Origin of the sequence: Phaeobacter sp. CAU 1743 (assembly GCF_039839315.1) — a bacterium.
GTDB lineage: Bacteria > Pseudomonadota > Alphaproteobacteria > Rhodobacterales > Rhodobacteraceae > Phycobacter > Phycobacter gallaeciensis_A.
On sequence record NZ_JBDOQR010000012.1, the window covers coordinates 1 to 18,815 of the forward strand.

18 protein-coding genes and 1 pseudogene are annotated in these 18,815 nt (G+C 61.1%); 13 read left to right on the top strand and 6 right to left on the bottom strand.

The genetic code is table 11. The features are described from left to right. Nucleotides 1–107, top strand: a pseudogene (locus tag AAFO90_RS06820) (IS5/IS1182 family transposase); the annotation flags it as partial. 13 nt (nt 108–120) lie between these two features. Here AAFO90_RS06820 and AAFO90_RS06825 read toward each other — a convergent pair. Genes AAFO90_RS06825 through galE form a run of 3 tightly spaced genes read right to left on the bottom strand, consistent with a single transcriptional unit; the run spans nt 121 to nt 3,797 of the window. Beyond that, entirely contained in the window at nt 121–1,044 is a 924-nt protein-coding gene (locus AAFO90_RS06825) for a glycosyl hydrolase (RefSeq protein ID WP_347508891.1), read from the bottom strand. Nucleotides 1,045–1,090: 46 nt separating this feature from the next. Further along, on the bottom strand, nt 1,091–2,911 hold the full coding sequence (locus AAFO90_RS06830) for a glycosyltransferase (protein WP_347508892.1): 1,821 nt from the start codon (nt 2,909–2,911) through the stop codon (nt 1,091–1,093). Then, entirely contained in the window at nt 2,898–3,797 is a 900-nt protein-coding gene (gene galE / locus AAFO90_RS06835) for a UDP-glucose 4-epimerase GalE (protein ID WP_347508893.1), read from the bottom strand. Before galE ends, AAFO90_RS06830 begins: the two co-directional genes overlap by 14 nt. A 14-nt stretch (nt 3,798–3,811) precedes the next feature. On the opposite strand from galE, the gene AAFO90_RS06840 reads away from it, so the two are divergent. From AAFO90_RS06840 to AAFO90_RS06865, 6 genes are all read left to right on the top strand, one after another. After that, nucleotides 3,812–4,744 (top strand): IS5 family transposase, encoded by a 933-nt coding sequence (locus tag AAFO90_RS06840; protein ID WP_274831134.1) that lies wholly within the window; start codon nt 3,812–3,814, stop codon nt 4,742–4,744. Nucleotides 4,745–4,783: 39 nt separating this feature from the next. After that, on the top strand, nt 4,784–5,329 hold the full coding sequence (locus AAFO90_RS06845; protein WP_347508894.1) for a hypothetical protein: 546 nt from the start codon (nt 4,784–4,786) through the stop codon (nt 5,327–5,329). Nucleotides 5,330–5,590: 261 nt separating this feature from the next. Further along, nucleotides 5,591–6,334, top strand: a complete 744-nt coding sequence (pssA, locus tag AAFO90_RS06850; RefSeq protein ID WP_065271682.1) for a CDP-diacylglycerol--serine O-phosphatidyltransferase — start codon at nt 5,591–5,593, stop codon at nt 6,332–6,334. Nucleotides 6,335–6,365: 31 nt separating this feature from the next. After that, entirely contained in the window at nt 6,366–6,989 is a 624-nt protein-coding gene (locus AAFO90_RS06855; protein ID WP_347508895.1) for a class I SAM-dependent methyltransferase, read from the top strand. Nucleotides 6,990–7,121: 132 nt separating this feature from the next. Continuing rightward, nucleotides 7,122–7,388, top strand: coding sequence for a hypothetical protein (locus AAFO90_RS06860; protein ID WP_065273607.1), 267 nt, complete (start codon nt 7,122–7,124; stop codon nt 7,386–7,388). A 9-nt stretch (nt 7,389–7,397) separates the two neighbouring features. Next, entirely contained in the window at nt 7,398–8,039 is a 642-nt protein-coding gene (locus tag AAFO90_RS06865) for a DUF1523 family protein (RefSeq protein WP_347508896.1), read from the top strand. A 48-nt stretch (nt 8,040–8,087) separates the two neighbouring features. Here AAFO90_RS06865 and AAFO90_RS06870 read toward each other — a convergent pair whose 3' ends face one another. Beyond that, nucleotides 8,088–9,665: a DUF5928 domain-containing protein gene (locus AAFO90_RS06870; RefSeq protein WP_347508897.1), complete on the bottom strand. Its 1,578-nt coding sequence runs from the start codon at nt 9,663–9,665 to the stop codon at nt 8,088–8,090. A 140-nt stretch (nt 9,666–9,805) separates the two neighbouring features. Between AAFO90_RS06870 and AAFO90_RS06875 the strand changes: the two genes are divergently transcribed. Further along, on the top strand, nt 9,806–10,624 hold the full coding sequence (locus AAFO90_RS06875) for a sulfotransferase family protein (protein ID WP_347508898.1): 819 nt from the start codon (nt 9,806–9,808) through the stop codon (nt 10,622–10,624). Between the two features lie 316 nt (nt 10,625–10,940). Here the strand turns inward: AAFO90_RS06875 and ilvD are convergent, their stop codons facing one another. Together ilvD and AAFO90_RS06885 are read right to left on the bottom strand one after the other, a co-directional pair. Next, nucleotides 10,941–12,785 (bottom strand): dihydroxy-acid dehydratase, encoded by a 1,845-nt coding sequence (gene ilvD / locus AAFO90_RS06880; RefSeq protein WP_274830474.1) that lies wholly within the window; start codon nt 12,783–12,785, stop codon nt 10,941–10,943. Between the two features lie 111 nt (nt 12,786–12,896). Then, nucleotides 12,897–14,078: a benzoate/H(+) symporter BenE family transporter gene (locus AAFO90_RS06885; protein ID WP_347508899.1), complete on the bottom strand. Its 1,182-nt coding sequence runs from the start codon at nt 14,076–14,078 to the stop codon at nt 12,897–12,899. Nucleotides 14,079–14,249: 171 nt separating this feature from the next. Here AAFO90_RS06885 and AAFO90_RS06890 point away from each other — a divergent pair, with 171 nt between their 5' ends. From AAFO90_RS06890 to AAFO90_RS06910, 5 genes are all read left to right on the top strand, one after another. After that, a complete protein-coding gene (locus AAFO90_RS06890) occupies nt 14,250–14,804 on the top strand; it encodes an XRE family transcriptional regulator (RefSeq protein WP_347508900.1) in 555 nt (184 codons plus the stop codon). Between the two features lie 121 nt (nt 14,805–14,925). Continuing rightward, nucleotides 14,926–15,795, top strand: a complete 870-nt coding sequence (locus tag AAFO90_RS06895) for a DMT family transporter (protein WP_274830477.1) — start codon at nt 14,926–14,928, stop codon at nt 15,793–15,795. Between the two features lie 43 nt (nt 15,796–15,838). Then, nucleotides 15,839–16,315, top strand: a complete 477-nt coding sequence (smpB, locus tag AAFO90_RS06900) for an SsrA-binding protein SmpB (RefSeq protein WP_065271673.1) — start codon at nt 15,839–15,841, stop codon at nt 16,313–16,315. Between the two features lie 199 nt (nt 16,316–16,514). After that, nucleotides 16,515–17,366 (top strand): 3-mercaptopyruvate sulfurtransferase, encoded by an 852-nt coding sequence (sseA, locus tag AAFO90_RS06905; protein ID WP_347508901.1) that lies wholly within the window; start codon nt 16,515–16,517, stop codon nt 17,364–17,366. Beyond that, nucleotides 17,366–18,550, top strand: coding sequence for an amino acid aminotransferase (locus AAFO90_RS06910; protein WP_347508902.1), 1,185 nt, complete (start codon nt 17,366–17,368; stop codon nt 18,548–18,550). Before sseA ends, AAFO90_RS06910 begins: the two co-directional genes overlap by 1 nt. Nucleotides 18,551–18,815: the final 265 nt, after the last annotated feature.

The window sequence follows — 18,815 nt, forward strand, 5'->3', positions numbered from 1 at the left end:
TCGCAAAGATCAAGGAATTCAGAGCCATAGCGACCCGCTACGAAAAGACAACGTCCAGCTACGCCGCCAATTGGCATCTCGCGGCTGCCATCATCGCCTCACGATGAATGTCCACAGACCCTAGTTGCCAACCTCCTGATCGTCGCCGATCACTCGGTTTTCCAGGCGCCAATCCGGCAAACCATATCCATCTGGCCAGGGGTAGACCTCTTTCTGGTTGAAGTAGACCACACCGGACAACAGCGGTTTGTCGGGCTGTGGTTGCCGAACTTCCCCTTCCCACTGCGCCACGTAGGCGGCGCTGCCGACAAAGCCAAGCTCTGCAACGATGACCGGCTTGCCGAAAACTTCTACACGAGCATAGGTTTCGTCCAGCCACTGTTGGTACTTGCGCGCGCCGCCGAGAATATCGATCTCCCATTGCTCGAGACCGAAAATCGACAGGCCTACAATATCAACGTAGTCGTCACCGGGGTAATAATCCTCCAGCCCGTCATCCCCTGCAGGCGACCAGACAACAGTGATGTCGGGGGCCTGATCACGGCAGATGTCAATCATCCGCTTGTACGAGGTGATATAGTCTTCCGGGTCCCAATCTGACCAAATGAATTGGCCTTCGTTGCGCTCCATTTCATGCGCCCACCGCACAGAGATCGGGCTTTGCAGATCCTTGAGCACCTGGCAGATGCCGCGCATATTGGCGTCATAATAGCCATTCAGGATGCCATTGCGCAGAAAATCCGGTGTGTTGCGTTCGTCCACGGTCCAGGTCCAAGGTTCGATCGTGACCATCAGGGCGCGCCCGCGTTCCAGCGCATATTCATCGGCATCCAGAAGGGAAATCAGCGACACGTCCTCCCAGGGCAGGAAGACATGCTCAATCACCGCATCGGGTTCGTCGCTATAATCTCCCTCAGGGTCAAATGCGCCATAGGGCATGTTGCCGGGCGGAAGAGGCGCAGCGGACAGGATGAGGGGAGATCCCGCGATTGCAATCGCAGCAAGTGTGCGCCTCGCGCGAGAGACTGGTTTGAAACGTTTCATAGACCCGGTCCTCCTATACTGTGGTCACCGCACTGGGTTTCTTCGGTCACCACGCTGGGGTGCGTTCATCACCCCAGTCAAAATTAAACCTATATCCAAACGGATCTCGATGTGCGCTGCCAGCCCCTGCGACGTTGACCTGCACGTCGACGATTTGCACCGATTCAAGGCCAATCGACAGGGCATAGGCGCTTTCTGCTGCGCGGATCGTAAAGGCGCTGAACAGCAATGTCGCTGTGGTCGCCGCAACCCCCGTCTGCACTACAACATCCCGCCACTGTAATCTGACGGGCCATCCGTTCTCGTAAAAATGTCTCAACACCGTCACGGTCAGTGTGGCGGTATAAAGGCTCCCGGAAAACAACGTCAGGAGATAAAAACCCTGCGCCTGTTCCAGATGTTCCGCCAGCAATACCGGTAGGATACACCCTAAAGCCAGAATCGCATAGACCGCCCAGACCTTGACCGGCAAACGGGTTGGCCCGGTATTGCCCTTGGGGGTGATCCGGAAATCGACAAAGCGCCCTGTTAGGCTGTCTCGTAGGGCTGAAATGCATCCCCACAATACCCAGGGCCATTGCAGCATCAGGAACAGGGTCCGTTCCCAGCTGATAAGGGGGGCATTCACGGGGCGGAAAACCTTCAGCCGCCGCAGGGCGCTTGCCAGCAGCAGCAAGGCTGCGATCTGTGGCACCGCGTGGAGCAGGTACTGAGGAAACGTGATTTCCGCGTAACGGACATCGAACACAACCGCGAGAATGGGCAGCAGGTACATCAGCAAGAAAGTCACGCCGAAGATGGGGTAGAGCATCTGGCAGAACAGGAACTGCCATTTCAGCCGCAGTGGCAGTTGTCGCAGATAGTGCGGCGTATGCACCAGCAACAGGGTCACCAGGCTGCGGGACCACTGGAACTCTTGGGTCGCGAGATCGGCCACCGTTGCCGGGCCGTCGCCGATGGCAATCGCATCCAGCGCATGCACCCCCCGCCAGCCTACCGCATTGATCAGCATTGTTGTGGAATGATCCTCGGCCAGCTCAGGCCCCAATCCGCCAGCCTCCTGCAAGGCACGGGTCCGCACGGCGTAGTGGGATCCGATACACATCGGTGCAAACCCGGCGGTATAGCCCGCCTGCAGAACTCCGTGAAACGCTCCTTCGGTGTGGAGACGCGTGCGCGCCGCCCAGTTCCGGGAGGCGTTTGACGCACAGATGGATGGGGCGCTGACATAGCCCACATCCGCATCTGCAAAGGGGCGCAACATTTCGCGCAGGTAGCCCGGTTGCGGCACGTGGTCGGAGTCTAGCTGGCTTACGATATCGTATTCCGCGTAGCCCCAGTGATCGTAGAAATAGGCAAGATTGCCTTCCTTGCAGCGTGTGCGCCTTGGCCAGGTTGCCTGATGATACTCTTCCACTCCTTTGCGGCTGGAAATCTTCACGTCGTGACGGGTGCACCAATCTATGGTGTCGGCGCTGGGGTCTTCATCCGCGAGCCAGGTGTCATGCGGATAATCCTGCGCCAGCATCGCCTCAAGCGTGGCCTGCACAACCGCGAACGGTTCTGAGGGCGTCTTGGTCACGATCATGGCCACGCGGAATTGCCCAGGCTCTGGATCGGGCGCGCAGGAGCGAACTGCGCGCAACGCGAAATAGACGAAATAGCATTGCAGGAAGCTCAGCCAGCCCAGCAACCCGGTCACAAGGGCAAACCGCCAGGGTGATGCGATGTGCTCAGGCGAGAACCACCATGTCCAGAACCACAGGGTTGCGCCCGCCCATATCCCCAGCAGGGCCCAGAACAGGACCCGTTTGCGTCCCACGATTATACGGGACAGGTTGCGATATCGGGGGTCACGCTGCGACATTGCATTTCAGCCCGAACCACGGGGCCGCATCTTCAATGATCTGGTCCAGCGAAGACAGCTCGGCACGGAACCCCAGCACCTCGGCGGCGCGGGAAGGGTCTGCAGTCAACGACGGCGGATCACCGGCGCGACGAGGTTCGATCCGGATGGGTAGCTTCCGGCCGGTCTTGGCCTCGATGGCGCGCACGATTTCAAGGATCGAATGCCCCCTGCCGCTGCCGAGGTTCAGCTTGATCGATGGCTTTCCCTGTATCAGGTGCTGCAGGGCCAGAACATGCGCCCTGGCCAGATCCGCCACGTGAATATAGTCGCGAATGCAGGTCCCATCGGGTGTCGGATAGTCATCCCCAAAGATCGAAAGGACCTCGCGTCGCCCCGACGCTGCCATCAGCGCAAGGGGGACAAGGTGGGTTTCGGGATCATGTTGCTCGCCCAGCTCGCCTTCGGGATCTGCCCCCGCCGCATTGAAGTAGCGCAGGCAGGCAAATGTCAGATCCGTCACATGGGCGAGATCTTCCAGCATCTGCTCGCCAATCAGCTTGGTCCGGCCATATGGATTGATCGGCCGTTGCGGCGTTGTCTCGACGATCGGCAATGTCTCCGGCACACCGTAGGTGGCACAGCTTGAGGAGAATACAATCCGCTTGATGCCGGTCGCGCTTGCTGCCTTCAGCAAGGAGATCATGCCGCCGACGTTATTGTCGTAATAGGCGTTCGGGTGCTGAACGCTCTCTCCGACATAGGCGGAGGCTGCAAAATGAAAAATCGCGGTGATCTTGTGCTTTGAGATCGCGGCCGCAACCGCATCCTGGTCGCGTATATCGCCCTTTACGAAGGGGCCTTGTTGCACAAATCGGTTGGGGGATTCACTGCATGAATCCAGCATGATAGCTGGGAGGCATGAGCAGCTGGGCCCCTACGAAGTACAAGACCACGAACTGGTCGGCTTACAATGAAGCACTGTGTCAGCGCGGATCGCTGACGATCTGGTTCGATCCCGAGATGGAGTGGGTCCCTCCGCCGACCGGGAAGCGCGGTCGCCAACAGAGCTTCAGCGATGCCGCGATCCAGGCCTGCCTGACGATGAAGGTGCTCTTTGGCATGCCTCTGCGACAGACGACGGGGTTCGTTCAGAGCCTCTTGCGCCTGGTCGGGCTGGACTGGACCGTGCCGGACTTCAGCACGCTCTGTCGCCGCCAAAGGGCGCTGAACGTGAATATCCCCTACCGTGGCGGCGCGGGTCCGCTGAACCTGCTGATCGACAGCACCGGTATCAAGGCTGAGGGCGAAGGTGAGTGGAATGCCCGTAAGCACGGTGGTTCCAAGCGCCGTATCTGGCGCAAGATACACATCGGCATCGACGAGGAAACGCTGGAGGTCCGGGCCGTCGAGGTCACCGGAAGCAACATCGGCGACGCGCCAGTCTTGTCCGACCTTCTCGACCAAATCCCGGCAGACGAAGAGATCGCCTCGGTGACCGCAGACGGCGCCTACGACACCCGGAAATGCCACGAGGCAATCGCCGCGCGCGGTGCCGCTGCAATCATCCCGCCCCGCAAGAATGCCAAGTCGTGGCGGCCTACGAGCCCGGGCGCCATCGCCCGCAACGAAGCGCTGCGCGCCTCGAAATACCTGGGCCGCGCCATCTGGCGACGGTGGAGCGGATACCACCGCCGGAGCCGTGTCGAGAGCAAGATGAACTGCATCAAGCTGCTCGGCCAATCCCTGATGGCGAGAGACTTCGAGCGCCAGGTCGCCGAGCTGCAGGTGCGTATCGCCGTGCTCAACGGCTACACGGCACTTGGAATCCCCGTCACAGAGCCCGTAGAGTAAGTCCGTCCGGGGAAGGGGAAAGCTCGCACATCAGCCGATTTGTGCAACAAGGCCGGAGATAGCCCAAGTTGGTTTTTGCCAAAAACACGGATTGAGCCAAATGCAAATTTTGTTTTCATCTTTGAGGACTTGGACCGATCGCTGGGTGGCAATCGTGAAACGATCACACTAGCGGATTTGGGTCTGGATATTCAGAGCAAAAGCTCTCCGTTGGCAAATCTGGTGAGTAAGGGCATTCCAAGTTTGGGACCAGGATGTTTTGGGGATTGGCTGGTAGAGAGGGGGAACGAAATTGTTGCAAATATACACATCGTGGATACGAGCATGCCGGATGATGTGCAGCGCGAATGTGTCAAGTACGGCGCTTCATCGTCATTCGGGGTCTACTACACGGTTAACACACTGACCTTCACAGGAGTATCGGGGAGAGATACTCCTGCAGTTTTCCTTGACGAAAGCGAGTTGGTCTTTTTGCTGAGAGCCGCTTCTTTCTGCCGGGATGAGCTTGGCGACTCTTCAATCGAATGTCCCAAAAAAGTTTTAAGTCACGTCTACGAGTTCCACTCAAAGCTCCTGACTAAGTAATACCCAGCATTTGCGTAGCGAAAGCCCGTAAGATGGCGTCGCCACAAGAGTGAAGGCCCATTAATGTGACGCACTACAAATTGGCTACCGCCCTCAGGATGCTTTTCCGCTTGGTGCGATACCTCCTCCCATTGCACGCCCCCCTGTGATCAGGCATAGCGTGGGCGCCTCTGCTGCGCTATGCAGAGGAGGGCGGGGCTTTGGATGATGCCTCCCCCGCCATGACCTCATATGACCTCTGACAAGACTGACCTCCGCCCCATGGACGATCTGCCCAAGAAGACCAAGAATGAATTCGCTCTGATCCAGCTTCTCCCCAACATCATGACGGTGGGGGCGATCTGCGCGGGGCTTTCGGCGATCCGGTTCGGGGTGCAGGGCAATTACGTGCTGGCGGTGCAGCTGATCCTGCTGGCGGCGCTGCTGGATGGTCTTGACGGGCGGTTGGCGCGGGCCCTGGGCAGCGACAGCAAGATGGGAGCCGAGCTGGATTCGCTCGCGGATTTCCTGAACTTCGGCGTCGCGGCGCCGCTGGTGATCTATTTCTGGGCCTTGCAGGACATGCGTAGCGCCGGGTGGATTTCGGTGCTGGTGTTCTCGGTCTGTTGCGTGGTGCGGCTGGCGCGGTTCAACGTGGCGGCGAAATCGGATGAGCCGGTCGTGGGCGAACGCCTTGGCTACTTCACCGGCATCCCTTCGCCTGCCGGGGCACTACTGGCGATGCTGCCGATGTTCGTCTCCTTCTCCTTCTCCGGCGGGCTGGTCGTTCCGGATCTGCTGATCTGCTTTCACATGGTTGTCATAGGTTTCCTTATGATCAGTCGCATCCCGACCTGGTCGCCCAAGGCGGTGAAGATCAGCCGGGAGAATGTGAAATACTTCCTGGTGGGCTGTGCCTTTGCCGGGGCGGCGGTTCTGACCTATGCTTGGACGACGCTGGTTGTGTTGTGCCTTGTTTACGTGGTTTTGGTGGTCTGGGGGCTGATCCGAAAGGTACCGGATTGAGCGGGTAACAAGAAAACGGGGAGGCACGGGATTGGAACTGAAGGCGGTTCAATCATCCTACGCGCGCTGGGCGCCAATTTATGACAGGACATTCGGGGCGGTTACCAATGCCGGGCGGCGCCGGGTCGTGAACTATATCAACCGGCGTGGCGGCAGCGTGCTGGAGGTTGGCGTTGGCACCGGGCTGTCGCTGCCACATTACGGCGCGGATCTGTGCGTCACCGGCATCGATTTCAGCACCGAAATGTTGGCAAAGGCGGAAAACCGCGTGGCCGAGATGGGGCTGGCCAATGTCGCCGGGTTGCGGCAGATGGATGCCCGCGATCTGGATTTTCCCGATGCCTCCTTTGACACTGTGGCGGCGATGCATGTGCTGTCGGTGGTGCCCGAGCCGCAAAAGGTGATGGCTGAAATCGCCCGGGTGCTGAAACCCGGCGGCGAGGTGGTGATCAGCAACCATTTCAAAAGCACCCAGGGCGTTCTCGCCTCGCTTGAGAAGATATCGGCCCCCTTTGCCAATGTACTGGGCTGGCATTCCGATTTCGAGATCGGGACCATCCTTGGCGAGGAAACGCTCAGCATCAAGGAGCAGGAAAGCCTGCCGCCCTTTGGGATGATGACCTTTCTGGTGCTGAAGAAAGCCCGCCAAAACTGATCTTGCCTCTGGCTGGCGGGATTGGCATCGCAGCAAAAACGCTTATGTTCAAAGGGGTAAGCCAGCGGGTTGGCCGGGTTCTGCTGTAGCGCAGCGCCGCGGGGTCGGGCCGCGCTGGTGCTGGGGGCGGTGATGCTGGGCTTTTTTCGGCTGTTTTTCTTTTTGATGATCGGGCTCACGGTGGTCTACGGCGCCGTGTCGCTTTATTCGCGGGAAATGCGTCGGGCCAAACTGAAACGCCGCTGGGCCGAGAAGGGCTTGACCGGAGATCGCGCGGCCTTCATCCAGCGGGGGTTGCGGCGGTATGACCATTCGTTCCGGCGTCGGCTGATCCTGCTTGTCTATGTGGTGCCGCTGGGGTTGATTGCGACGCTGATCTATATGGTGAATTTCAGATAGGAGGCCTTTATGGGCTACATCAAATGGGGATTTCTGATCACCGCCTGGCTGCTGTTCGGGGCCTTCCTGCACTATACGCTGCCGCAGTATGACGTGGTGCGGATCGTCAACACCTACGAGGAACGTCAGGAGCTGAATGACTGGACGCGGATGTTCTGGTCGACGCCGGACACCCAGTCGACCGAGCAGAGCAACCGGGATGTGCAGTTCATTCAGGCAGTGCGCCCCGATGGCAGCGCGATCGTCTACCGGAACGAGGACACCGGCTGGAACTGGCCGCCCTATTTCAAATTTGACACCGCCAATCTTTATACCGAAGCCAATGACGCGATCTCGAACAAGGCGGCGCCGGAATGGGTGGCGGTGCTGCATTATGGTTGGCGCAACGAATTCCTGTCGGCCTTTCCCAATGCGGTTGGGATCAAACCCGTTGCCGGTCCGGACGACAAACCTCTGAACTGGGTCAGCATCCTGATCCTTGTGCTGATCGCGGCGCTGTTCTGGGCTATCTACGTGCGCTGGCGCCGGTTCCGCCGCAACCGGCTCGACCCGATGATCGATGATGTGGAAGATAGCCTTTATGCCGCCGGGGACGCCATATCAGAGCGCCGCAGCAGGCTGCGCCGCTGGTTCGGGGGCGGCAACAAGTGAGCCTGCCCGCCGCGCCGGGGGTGCGGTGGCCCTGCTGGCTGACGTCGATTAATCGCTGAACAGACCGGGGTTCTGGCTGATGTCCTGTGCCTGCTCCGCCGTCAGGCCAAACACCTGGGCTAGCTTGGCGACCTTGTCTTCTGCAGTGTCCGCCTCGTGCAGGGTGACGAAGGGATCAAACCCGGCATCCCGGATCCGGTCGGTTTCATGCAGGATATCATTGCGGATCGTGGGCAGGATCCGGTCGAGGGTCTGTTTCGGTGTCTGCGCGCCAACGAGGCCGGATCGCTGGGCGTGGGCGATCAGATAGTCATCGGTGAAATTGCAGTCGAGGTGCAGCACCTGCGTCACTGAGCGGTCAGAGGCGAAATCATTCATCAGCTCCAGCCCCGACGGATCAATGCAGACGATCAGCCGGTTGCTGTCGTAGTATTCGAACAGCATCCGCATCAGGGCGCGGCGGTGGCGGGTGCGTTTCCACAGTGAGGCCTCGATCCCGCCAAGATCGGGTAAGGGCGTGTCTTCCTCGTGAAAGAGATAGGCGATGGCAGGAACTTCGGTGCGCTCGTTGACTTGCCGGATCAGCCTCTTGGCCACGTGCCATTTCTTGCACACGACCATGGTCAACTCGCGTTCGCGCCCCAGACTGCTTTCGGTTTCCCAGAACCGCGGCGCAAAGCGGCGTCCGTTGCGCCCACGCTGGGTAAGAAACTGGAACAGGCTGCGCCCCTCGTTCGAGATCTGGAACTCCACGCCCTCGGCCGCGTAAAGCCGACCGAGACGGCGTTTCAGATCCTTGGCATCCGGGCTGATCTTGCGGGCAAAGAGGTAATCCTGGCTCAGCAGCAGATCGTAGTGATCGTTGTAGAAATTCACCGGCATTCCGTAATCGGTGAACATCAGAAAGGTGAGCGTCCGGCACTGGATCTCATCACCCGGGATCAGGTGGCGGACCAGCGTCTGGAAAAAGGTCTCATCCGGGATCCATGTGGTGCGGAAGAAGCGCACCACATCGCGCCGGTCGCGCACGAATTGCAGGATCGCCTCGACGGTACGGCGCCGCAGGCACCACCACTGGCTGCCGATCTGGACCTGAATGTCCGACGGCACTGCCCGGTGCAGGCGGAGCTTTTTCTGCAGGTTATGGCTCCAGTCGAACAGAGCCTTGTTCTTGCGCTCGTTGAAAACATGCCGGTAGATCAGCCGGTCTTCCTTCATGCCGGTCTTGATCCAGTTGCTTTCGAAGAAATCAAAGCTTTCGATGAAGTCGAAATCGTTCTGGTCCAGATAGTCATGCGCGTATTGGGCGGTCTTGATCGCCATGCAATCGCCCGAGAGCATGTAGAAATGGGTGGCCCGGGGGAAGTTGTCGGCGGCGGTGCGCATGGCGGCAAGGGTGGCACGGACCAGCGACCATTCCCCCCAGCCGCATTTGATGCGCCGCCGCGGAAAGCAGACGTTGGGATTGTCGTCGAGAGCGGCGCGGATCTCGGCATAGTCCTGATCGCTGGCGCGGCCGTCGAAATGGATCACCATGTAATCGCCGACCGCCGTCAGCCGTTCGGCCTGCTGGATGATCGCCTCGGGGTCCTTATGGCAGAGCAGTATGTATGCAATTTTTGCCATTCTGACGACGGTACGCCCCTGTTTTGCCGGATTGTCTTCTTGATAAAGCTCGGAGCTGTTTGAAGAAACAAGATTATTTGTCTTTTGGTCGCGATGTGGTCATTGTTGCGTCGAGTGGACAGGAACGGAGTTGGTTGCGGATGGGATTCCCAGGAACCTGGATGACCGAGAGCGAAAGCGTGATTTACCGGGTGGTGCCGAAATGCGCCTGTTCGACCATCGGTCAGATACTCTATTATTCCGATCACGGCAGGTTCTTTGATGGCGATATTCACGATTCAAAGGAAGGCCTGCACAAATGGGCGCAGGAGGCCAGTCAGGAGCCGATCAGCCGCAATGTGCTGGGCCAGCGCACCTATGCCTTCACCTGCGTGCGCAACCCCTATACCCGGGTGCTCAGCTCCTTCTTTGACAAGATCTGCGGCATCCAGCGCAACGGCAAGCGCTATCGTGGCAATCTGGTGCCACGGCTGGTCTATGATTACGGGATCGAGGTCGGCGGCGAGGATGGCCAGCAGGAGTTCGACCAGATCAAGAGCTTCCGGCGGTTCCTTTTATTCGTGCGCGATACCATCCGGTTCCGGCGGCCGATGGAGCCGGATATCCACTGGTCGGCGGCCTCGGGGCATGTGTCGACCTTTATCGTGAATGGCGGACGCTACAACAAGATCATCTGGACCGAGGCCTTCAACGACGGCATGAGCCAGGTTCTGGACGCCATCGAGACGCCGCATCCCGTGGACCTTGCGGCAATCCCGCGCTTCAACGAAAGCGAAGGCCATGGCCCCAAACGCGCGCATCCGGTCGAGGATTACTTCGACGATCTGTCGATGCATCTGATCTATGAGATCTACAAGCGCGATTTCGACTTGTTCAAATACGATTTTGAAAACCCCGCCAACAAGATGCCCATCGGAGAGATCGATCTGGACGAGGTGCACGCCAAGCTGGGAGACTGATCGCGCTGCTTTTTACGCTGCGAAAGGGAAGGCTCCCGCCCATCGTCGGGCATTGAAAATGCCCATCCGCTGGTTGGGCGTGGCGCCGCTGGCGCGGCGCGAAGGGGTTTGCTGAGAAGCGGTTGAGGGGCAGGTCTGCCCTCAACGCGCCCTATCGATTTTCTTTGGGCTAGGCGCGTCAAGGGTGAACCGCGCGTGCCGCGCGGCGGCCGGGCCGCCCTTGACCCGGGCCGCAGATGCTGCGGTCGAAGGCCGGGTAAGAAAAAGGCCCCTCAGCCGGGTTGGCGAGGGGCCTTCGTCATTCATTCAGAGGTGGTCACTCGTCGTCTGGCAACGCGCGCACGGCGCCCTTGGCGGCGCTGGTGGTCAGCATCGCGTAGGCCTTGAGCGCGGTCGAGACCTTGCGCTTGCGCGGTTTCGCCGGTTTCCAGCCAGCGGCCTCTTGCGCGGCGCGGCGGCTGGCGAGTTCCTCGTCCGAGACGGCCAGGTGGATCGAGCGGTTGGGGATGTCGATCTCGATGGTGTCGCCCATCTGAACCAGACCGATTGCGCCGCCTTCGGCCGCTTCGGGGGAGACGTGACCGATGGAGAGACCCGAGGTACCGCCGGAGAAACGCCCGTCGGTCAGCAGGGCGCAGGCTTTGCCGAGACCCTTGGATTTCAGGTAGGAGGTCGGGTAGAGCATTTCCTGCATGCCCGGACCGCCGCGCGGGCCCTCATAGCGGATCACCACCACATCGCCTTCCTTGACCTTGCCGGTCAGGATGTCGCTGACGGCCTGATCTTGGCTTTCGCAGACATAGGCCGAGCCGGTGAATTTCAGGATGCTTTCATCGACGCCCGCGGTTTTCACGATGCAGCCATCGAGCGCGATATTGCCGAACAGAACTGCAAGGCCGCCGTCCTTGGAAAAGGCATGTTCGGCCGAGCGGATGACGCCGCCCGCGCGGTCGGTGTCGAGCTCTTTGTAGCGGTTGGATTGCGAGAAGGCCTCGGTCGTGCGCACGCCGCCCGGCGCCGCCTTGAACAGCTCTTCGGCCTCGGGGTTGTTGGCGACCTTGACGTCCCATTTGGCGATGGCTTCGCCCATGGTGCTGGAGTGTACGGTGGAACAGTCATCGTGCAACAGACCGGCGCGGCTGAGTTCGCCGAGGATCGAGAAGATGCCGCCAGCGCGGTGCACGTCTTCCATATGGACGTTTTCGATGTTCGGAGCCACCTTGCACAGGCACGGCACCTTGCGGCTGAGCTGGTCCATATGGGACATGTTGAAATCAACCTTGCCTTCATTGGCGATGGCCAGAAGGTGCAGCACGGTATTGGTGGAGCCGCCCATGGCGATATCAAGGCTCATGGCGTTTTCAAAGGCTTCGAAGGTCGCGATTTCGCGCGGCAGCAGGCCCTTTTCCTCGCCCACGTAGTGGCGTTTGGTGATGTCGACGATCTTGCGACCAGCCTCCAGGAACAGGTTCTTGCGGTCGGCGTGGGTGGCGAGCGTGGAGCCGTTGCCGGGCAGGGCAAGACCCAGCGCCTCGGCCAGGCAGTTCATCGAGTTGGCCGTGAACATGCCCGAGCAGGAGCCGCAGGTGGGGCAGGCGTTTTCCTCGATATGCTGGACCTGTTCGTCGCTCAGCGTGTCGCTGGCGGCGGCGACCATGGCATCGACGAGGTCGATCTTTTTGGCATCCAGATCGGCGATGTCGATCTTGCCCGCTTCCATCGGGCCGCCAGAGACAAAGATCACCGGGATATTGAGGCGCATGGCGGCCATCAGCATGCCCGGAGTGATCTTGTCGCAGTTGGAGATGCAGACCATGGCATCGGCGCAATGGGCGTTGACCATATATTCCACGCTATCCGCGATCACTTCGCGCGAGGGCAGGGAGTAGAGCATGCCGTCGTGGCCCATGGCGATGCCGTCGTCCACCGCGATGGTGTTGAATTCCTTGGCAACGCCACCTGCGGCCTCGACCTCGCGGGCGACCATCTGGCCGAGATCCTTGAGGTGCACGTGACCGGGCACGAACTGGGTGAAGGAGTTGACGATGGCGATGATCGGCTTGCCGAAATCATCGTCTTTCATACCGGTTGCGCGCCAAAGGCCACGCGCGCCGGCCATGTTGCGTCCATGGGTGGAGGTTCTGGATCGGTACATTGGCATGTGGCTATTTCCCCTTTTTACCCTCAGGGACATGATTCGCGAAACAAACGCAATAACTGAGGGGCGATTTTGGTTATTTTGCTCCGATTTCCGGGGCGGTTGCGGAATGGGTTATGCGGGTTTTCTGAACAGGGGTGACGGGCGGCTCAGCGTGAGGTGACAGGCAAGGCCGATCAGCAAGGCCCAGAAGGGCGCGCCGATCCCGAGGAAGCTGATGCCCGATACCGTGCCCATGAAACACAGCAGTGCCGCCTCGCGCCCTTCGGTCGGGGTCAGCGCATGGGACAGCCCGTTGCCGATGGTCGACAAGAGCGCAAGGCCTGCAATGGTGGCGACCAGCGCGTGCGGCGCGATCAGGAACAGGGAAATCACGGCGCCGCCGCCCAGCCCCACGAAGCAATAGATCACCCCGGCGGACACCACGGCGAGGTAGCGGGTGTCTGGATCCTCATCCGCTTCGGGTCCGGCGCAGATGGCGGCGGTGATGGCGGCAAGGTTGAAGGCATAGCCGCCAAAGGGGGCGAGGATCAGCGAGGCGATCCCGGTCACCGTCAGCGCGGCCGAAACCGGCGGAACGTAACCGGCGCTGCGCAGGGTCACCACGCCGGGCATGTTCTGGGAACACATGGTGACGATATAGAGTGGCAGGCCAAGGCCGATCAGCGCTGAGAGAGTGAATTCGGGCATCACCGCGTCGGGGGTGGCGAGGGTCAGGTTCAGCTGCTGCAGGTCTCCGAAGCTGCCGGCTGCGGCGGCCCAGATGACACCCGCCAGCAGAACCAGCGGGATCGTGTAGCGCGGGGCATAGACCTTGCCGATCAGAAAGACCGCGCCCATCACGGCGACCAGCCAGACGTCTTCTTCAAGCGAGGTGAACGCCTCCAGCCCAAAGCGGAACAGGATCCCGGCTAAAAGCGCATTGGCCAGCGTGTCGGGGATCAGCCGCGCCAGCCGCTCGAACCAGCCGGTGAGGCCGGTCAGCGTCAGCAAGGCGGCGCAGAAGAGAAAGGCGCCCGTGGCCTCGGGCAGGGTGGTCGCGCCACCGCCCACCGCCAGAAGGGCGGCGCCCGGCGTGGACCAGGCGGTCAGAACCGGCAGGCGGAACCACAGCGACAGGATCAGGCTGGTGATCCCCATGCCAAGCCCGAGGACCAGAAGCCAGCTGTTGGCCTGCGCCTGATTTGCCTCCAGCGCCGCGATGGCCTGAAAGATGATCGCCACCGAGCTGGTGTATCCGACCAGAACGGCGACGGCGCCTGCCGTAATATGAGAGAGTTTCAGCTGCGGCATCATGGGGATCCTGAATGGGGTTTTCCCGGGCGTCGGGCTCTTGTAGGGTCAGTTCGTGCGTTATAGCGCACATTATCTTCTGTGCGCTATAACGCACAAGGCTTTTTTGAAGAGATCGACAGACCGATGCCAACGCAGCCCGCGTCCCCGCCTGTAAGCCCCGCGTCCCCGCCGGTGAGTGAAGACAAGATTTCGCAGAATCTGAAGCAGATCCGGGCCGAGGCCGGTTTCAGCCTGTCGCGGGCAGCCGAGGTGACGGGGGTCTCCAAGGCGATGCTGGGGCAGATCGAACGAGGCGAATCCAGCCCGACCATCGCCACACTCTGGAAGATCGCCAAGGGGTTTCACCTGCCGTTGACCGCCCTGATCGAGGACAGCAGCCAGCCCAAGGTTTTGGGCGAGAGCGTGTTCCGCACGGTGCAGTTTCCCGGCAGTATCGCGGTCAAGATCGTCTTTCCCTTTGATCCCAACCTCGGGGCCGAGACCTTTCACGTGCGCCTGCGACCGGATCAGTGCCACCAGTCCCAGGCGCATGACGCGGGCGTGACCGAAGAGGTCTTTGTGCTCGAAGGGCCTGTGGAGGTGCTGAGCGATGGCGCGTGGGTGCGGCTCGACGTCGGGGAGGGGCTGCGCTTTGCGGCCGATCAGCCCCATGGGTACCGCGCCGGGCCGGAGGGGGCGGCCTTTCTCAACATGCACCATTATCGCAGACCGGACCCGGCTGGCTGAGCACACCCTGCGCCCGCACAAATCACAATTCCGTATGGCACCACACGGCAGCGCTTGCCGAAGTCTCACCTTGCGACTAGGGCTGTGGCAGGGACGTAAAAGCCGATTGGGGGAGGCACCGATGGAAACGCTGCGCGGCAGCCTATTGATGGTGCTGGCCATGGGGGCCTTTGCGCTGGAGGATATGTTCATCAAATCCGCGGCTCAGGCGCTGCCGGTCGGGCTGATTCTGGTTTTCTTCGGTCTTGGCGGTATGGTGCTGTTTGCATTGGTGGCGCGTGCGCAGGGGCAGGCTTTGTGGCACCCGGCCTATTGCACGCGCGTGATGCTGTTGCGCTCTCTGTCAGAGGTCGTTGGGCGCCTGTGTTTTACCCTGGCCCTTGCGCTGACGCCGCTGTCCTCGGCCTCGGCCATCCTGCAGGCGACGCCGCTGGTGGTTGCGGCGGGCGCGGTGGTGTTCTTTGGCGAAACCGTGGGCTGGCGGCGCTGGCTGGCGATTCTGGTCGGCTTTGCCGGTGTGCTGATCATCCTGCGCCCTGGGGTCAGCGGCTTTGAACCCGCCTCGCTGTTCGCCGTGGCTGGAACGCTGGGCTTTGCCGGGCGCGATCTGGCAACGCGGGCGGCGCATGTGTCGATGCACAACAGCCAGCTGGGCATGCTGGGTTTTGCCATGCTGGCAGTAGCGGGCATTATCGCGCTGGGCTGGACCGGGCTTGACGGGTTGGGTGACGGGGCGTTGACCGATCCGGGCGTCTGGCTGGATGTGGCCTGCGCCACGGTGATCGGCGTGATCGCCTATGGGGCGCTGACCGGCGCCATGCGGCTGGGCGAAATCTCGGTCGTGGCGCCCTTCCGCTATACGCGGCTGGTCTTTGCCATGGTGCTGGGCATCCTGGTCTTTGGTGAGCGGCCCGATACGCTGACGCTGATCGGCAGCGCTGTGATCGTGGCCAGCGGTGTCTTTACCCTGATCCGCAGCCGCAAGGCCTGAGTCATCTTGCGTCCGGTCCCGGGCGCGCTTACATCTGCCTGCCATGGCCAAGCAGAAATCAGACCCGAACTACAAAGTGATTGCAGAGAACCGCCGGGCGCGGTTCGATTACGCGATCGAGGAAGATCTCGAATGCGGGATCGTTCTTGAGGGGTCGGAGGTGAAATCCCTGCGCGCCGGGGGCGCCAATATCGCGGAATCCTATGCCACCGTCGATGACGGGGAGCTGTGGCTGGTGAACTCCTATATCGCGCCTTATGCGCAGGCCAAGGTGTTCAAGCACGAGGAGCGCCGCCGTCGCAAGCTGCTGGTGTCGCGCAAGGAGCTGGCACGCCTGTGGAATGCGACGCAGCGCAAGGGCATGACCCTGGTTCCGCTTGTGCTCTACTTCAACCACCGGGGCATGGCCAAGATGAAGATCGGCATCGCCAAGGGTAAGAAGAACCACGACAAGCGCGAGTCCCAGGCCAAACGCGACTGGTCGCGCCAGAAACAGCGGCTGCTGAAGGACGCGCGCTGACGCCATCTGGCAGCGCAGCCGCCACTATCCGGGGTCGGAACGTGGCCGGGCGGGGCAGGCCGGGCGGGCCGTTTGTCGCCGGGGCACCACGTTTGGCGTGTGTTGCATGGAAATATTGTACCGGAACAGCCGCTTCTCTTGCGACTCCGCGCGGTGGGCTGTACCCATGCGCCAGCGAACCTGAGGGGAGGCGTTTTTGATGGATGATCCGAAAACTCTTGTGTCAACCGAATGGCTGGCCGCCCATCTGAAGGATCCCGATCTCAGGATTCTGGACGGATCATGGTATCTGCCCAATGAGAACCGCGATCCCAAGGCGGAATATGACGCGGCCCATATCCCCGGCGCGCGTTTCTTTGATATCGATGATATTTCGGACCACCGCTCGGAATTGCCGCATATGGTGCCCCCGGTCGAGAAATTCATGTCCCGCCTGCGCGCGATGGGCGTGGGCGACGGGCATCAGGTGGTGGTCTATGACGGCGCCGGCCTGAAATCGGCGGCCCGTGTCTGGTGGCTGTTCCGGCTGATGGGGCAGATGAATGTCGCGGTGCTGGATGGCGGTCTGCCGAAATGGCAGGCCGAAGGGCATCCGGTCGAAGACCTGCCGCCGATGATCCGCGACCGCCACATGACCGTGCGGGTGCAGAACCAGCTGGTCCGCGATGTGACGCAGGTCTCTGCGGCCACCAAGCTGGGCGATCACGAAATCATCGACGCCCGCGCTGCCGAACGGTTCCGCGGCGAGGTGCCGGAACCGCGCGAGGGGCTGCGCTCGGGCCATATCCCCGGCTCGAAGAACGTGCCCTATGTGACCCTTTTGAACCCCGATGGCACCCTGAAAGACGTAAACGGCATTCGCGCCACCTTTGAAGGCGCCGGTGTCGATCTTGCGAAACCTGCCATCACCACTTGCGGCTCGGGTGTGACCGCCGCCGTTCTCAGCCTGGCCCTGGAGCGCATCGGCAAGACCGATCACGCGCTTTATGATGGATCCTGGGCGGAATGGGGCGCCTTCCCGACCCTACCCGTTGCAACCGGAGAGAACTGATGTTCGAAGCCCTGAAACCGCAGCCAGCGGATAAGATCCTGGCGCTGATGCAGATGTACCGCGAAGATCCGCGGGAGCAGAAAATCGACCTTGGCGTCGGTGTTTACAAGAACGCCGAAGGCGTCACCCCGGTGATGCGCGCGATCAAGGCCGCCGAGCACAAGCTGTGGGAAGAAGAAACCACCAAGGCCTATACCGGTCTGGCGGGTGATCCCGGTTATAGCGATGCAATGATCAAGCTGATCCTTGCGGGTAGCGTGGAGCGCGGCAATGTTGCAGCCGCCGCGACCCCGGGCGGCACCGGTGCGGTGCGCCAGGCGTTCGAGCTGATCAAGATGGCCAACCCCAAGGCGCGCGTCTTTGTGTCGGATCCGACCTGGCCGAACCACATTTCGATCCTGAAATACGTCGGCATCGAGACCGTCACCTACCGCTATTTCGACCGCGAGACCCGCGGCGTGAACTTCGATGGTATGATCGAGGATCTGAAGGGCGCGGAGAAGGGCGACGTGGTGCTGCTGCACGGCTGTTGCCACAACCCGACCGGTGCCAACCTCAACACCACCCAGTGGCAGGAGGTGATCGACCTTCTGAACGCGCGCGGCCTGATCCCGATGATCGACATTGCCTACCAGGGCTTTGGCGATGGTCTGGAAGAAGACGCAGCGGGTGTGCGCATGGTGGCTGCCCAGACGCCCGAATGCCTGATCGCGGCGAGCTGTTCCAAGAACTTCGGCATCTATCGTGAGCGCACCGGTCTTCTGATGGCGGTCAGCCAGGATGGCGGTGCTCAGGCGCTGAACCAGGGCACGCTGGCCTTCCTCAACCGGCAGAACTTCTCCTTCCCGCCGGATCACGGCGCGCGCCTGGTGACGATGATCCTGAACGACGACGCCCTGCGCGCCGATTGGGCATCCGAGCTGGAAGACGTGCGTCTGGGCATGCTGGGCCTGCGTCAGCAGCTGGCGGATGAGCTGCAGCGCCTGAGCGGCTCGGACCGCTTCGGCTTTATCGCGCAGCACCGCGGCATGTTCTCGCTGCTGGGCACCACGCCCGAGCTGGTCGAGAAAATGCGGGTCGACAACGGCATCTACATGGTGGGCGACAGCCGCATGAATATCGCGGGTCTCAACAAGACCACGGTGCCGCTGCTGGCCAAGGCGATCATCGACGCGGGCGTTTGAGCCGCGACGGTTTCGTACTGAGAATTGAGACTACAGGAACGGGCTCCCGATCCGGGGGCGCGTTTTTTGTTGCGCAGACTTGGGGCAGGGGCTCCCGCGCCCGCTGGTGCCTTGCCTTTGGCAAGCCTCCTTGGCGGCCTTGGGCGTGGCGCCGCTATCGCGGCGCAAGGGGGAATTGGCTGAGAAGCGGTTGAGGGGGCAATCTGCCCCTCAACGCGCCTTTACAAGGGTGAGGCGCCCTCTCTGCGCCTCAAGGGGAGGCCCG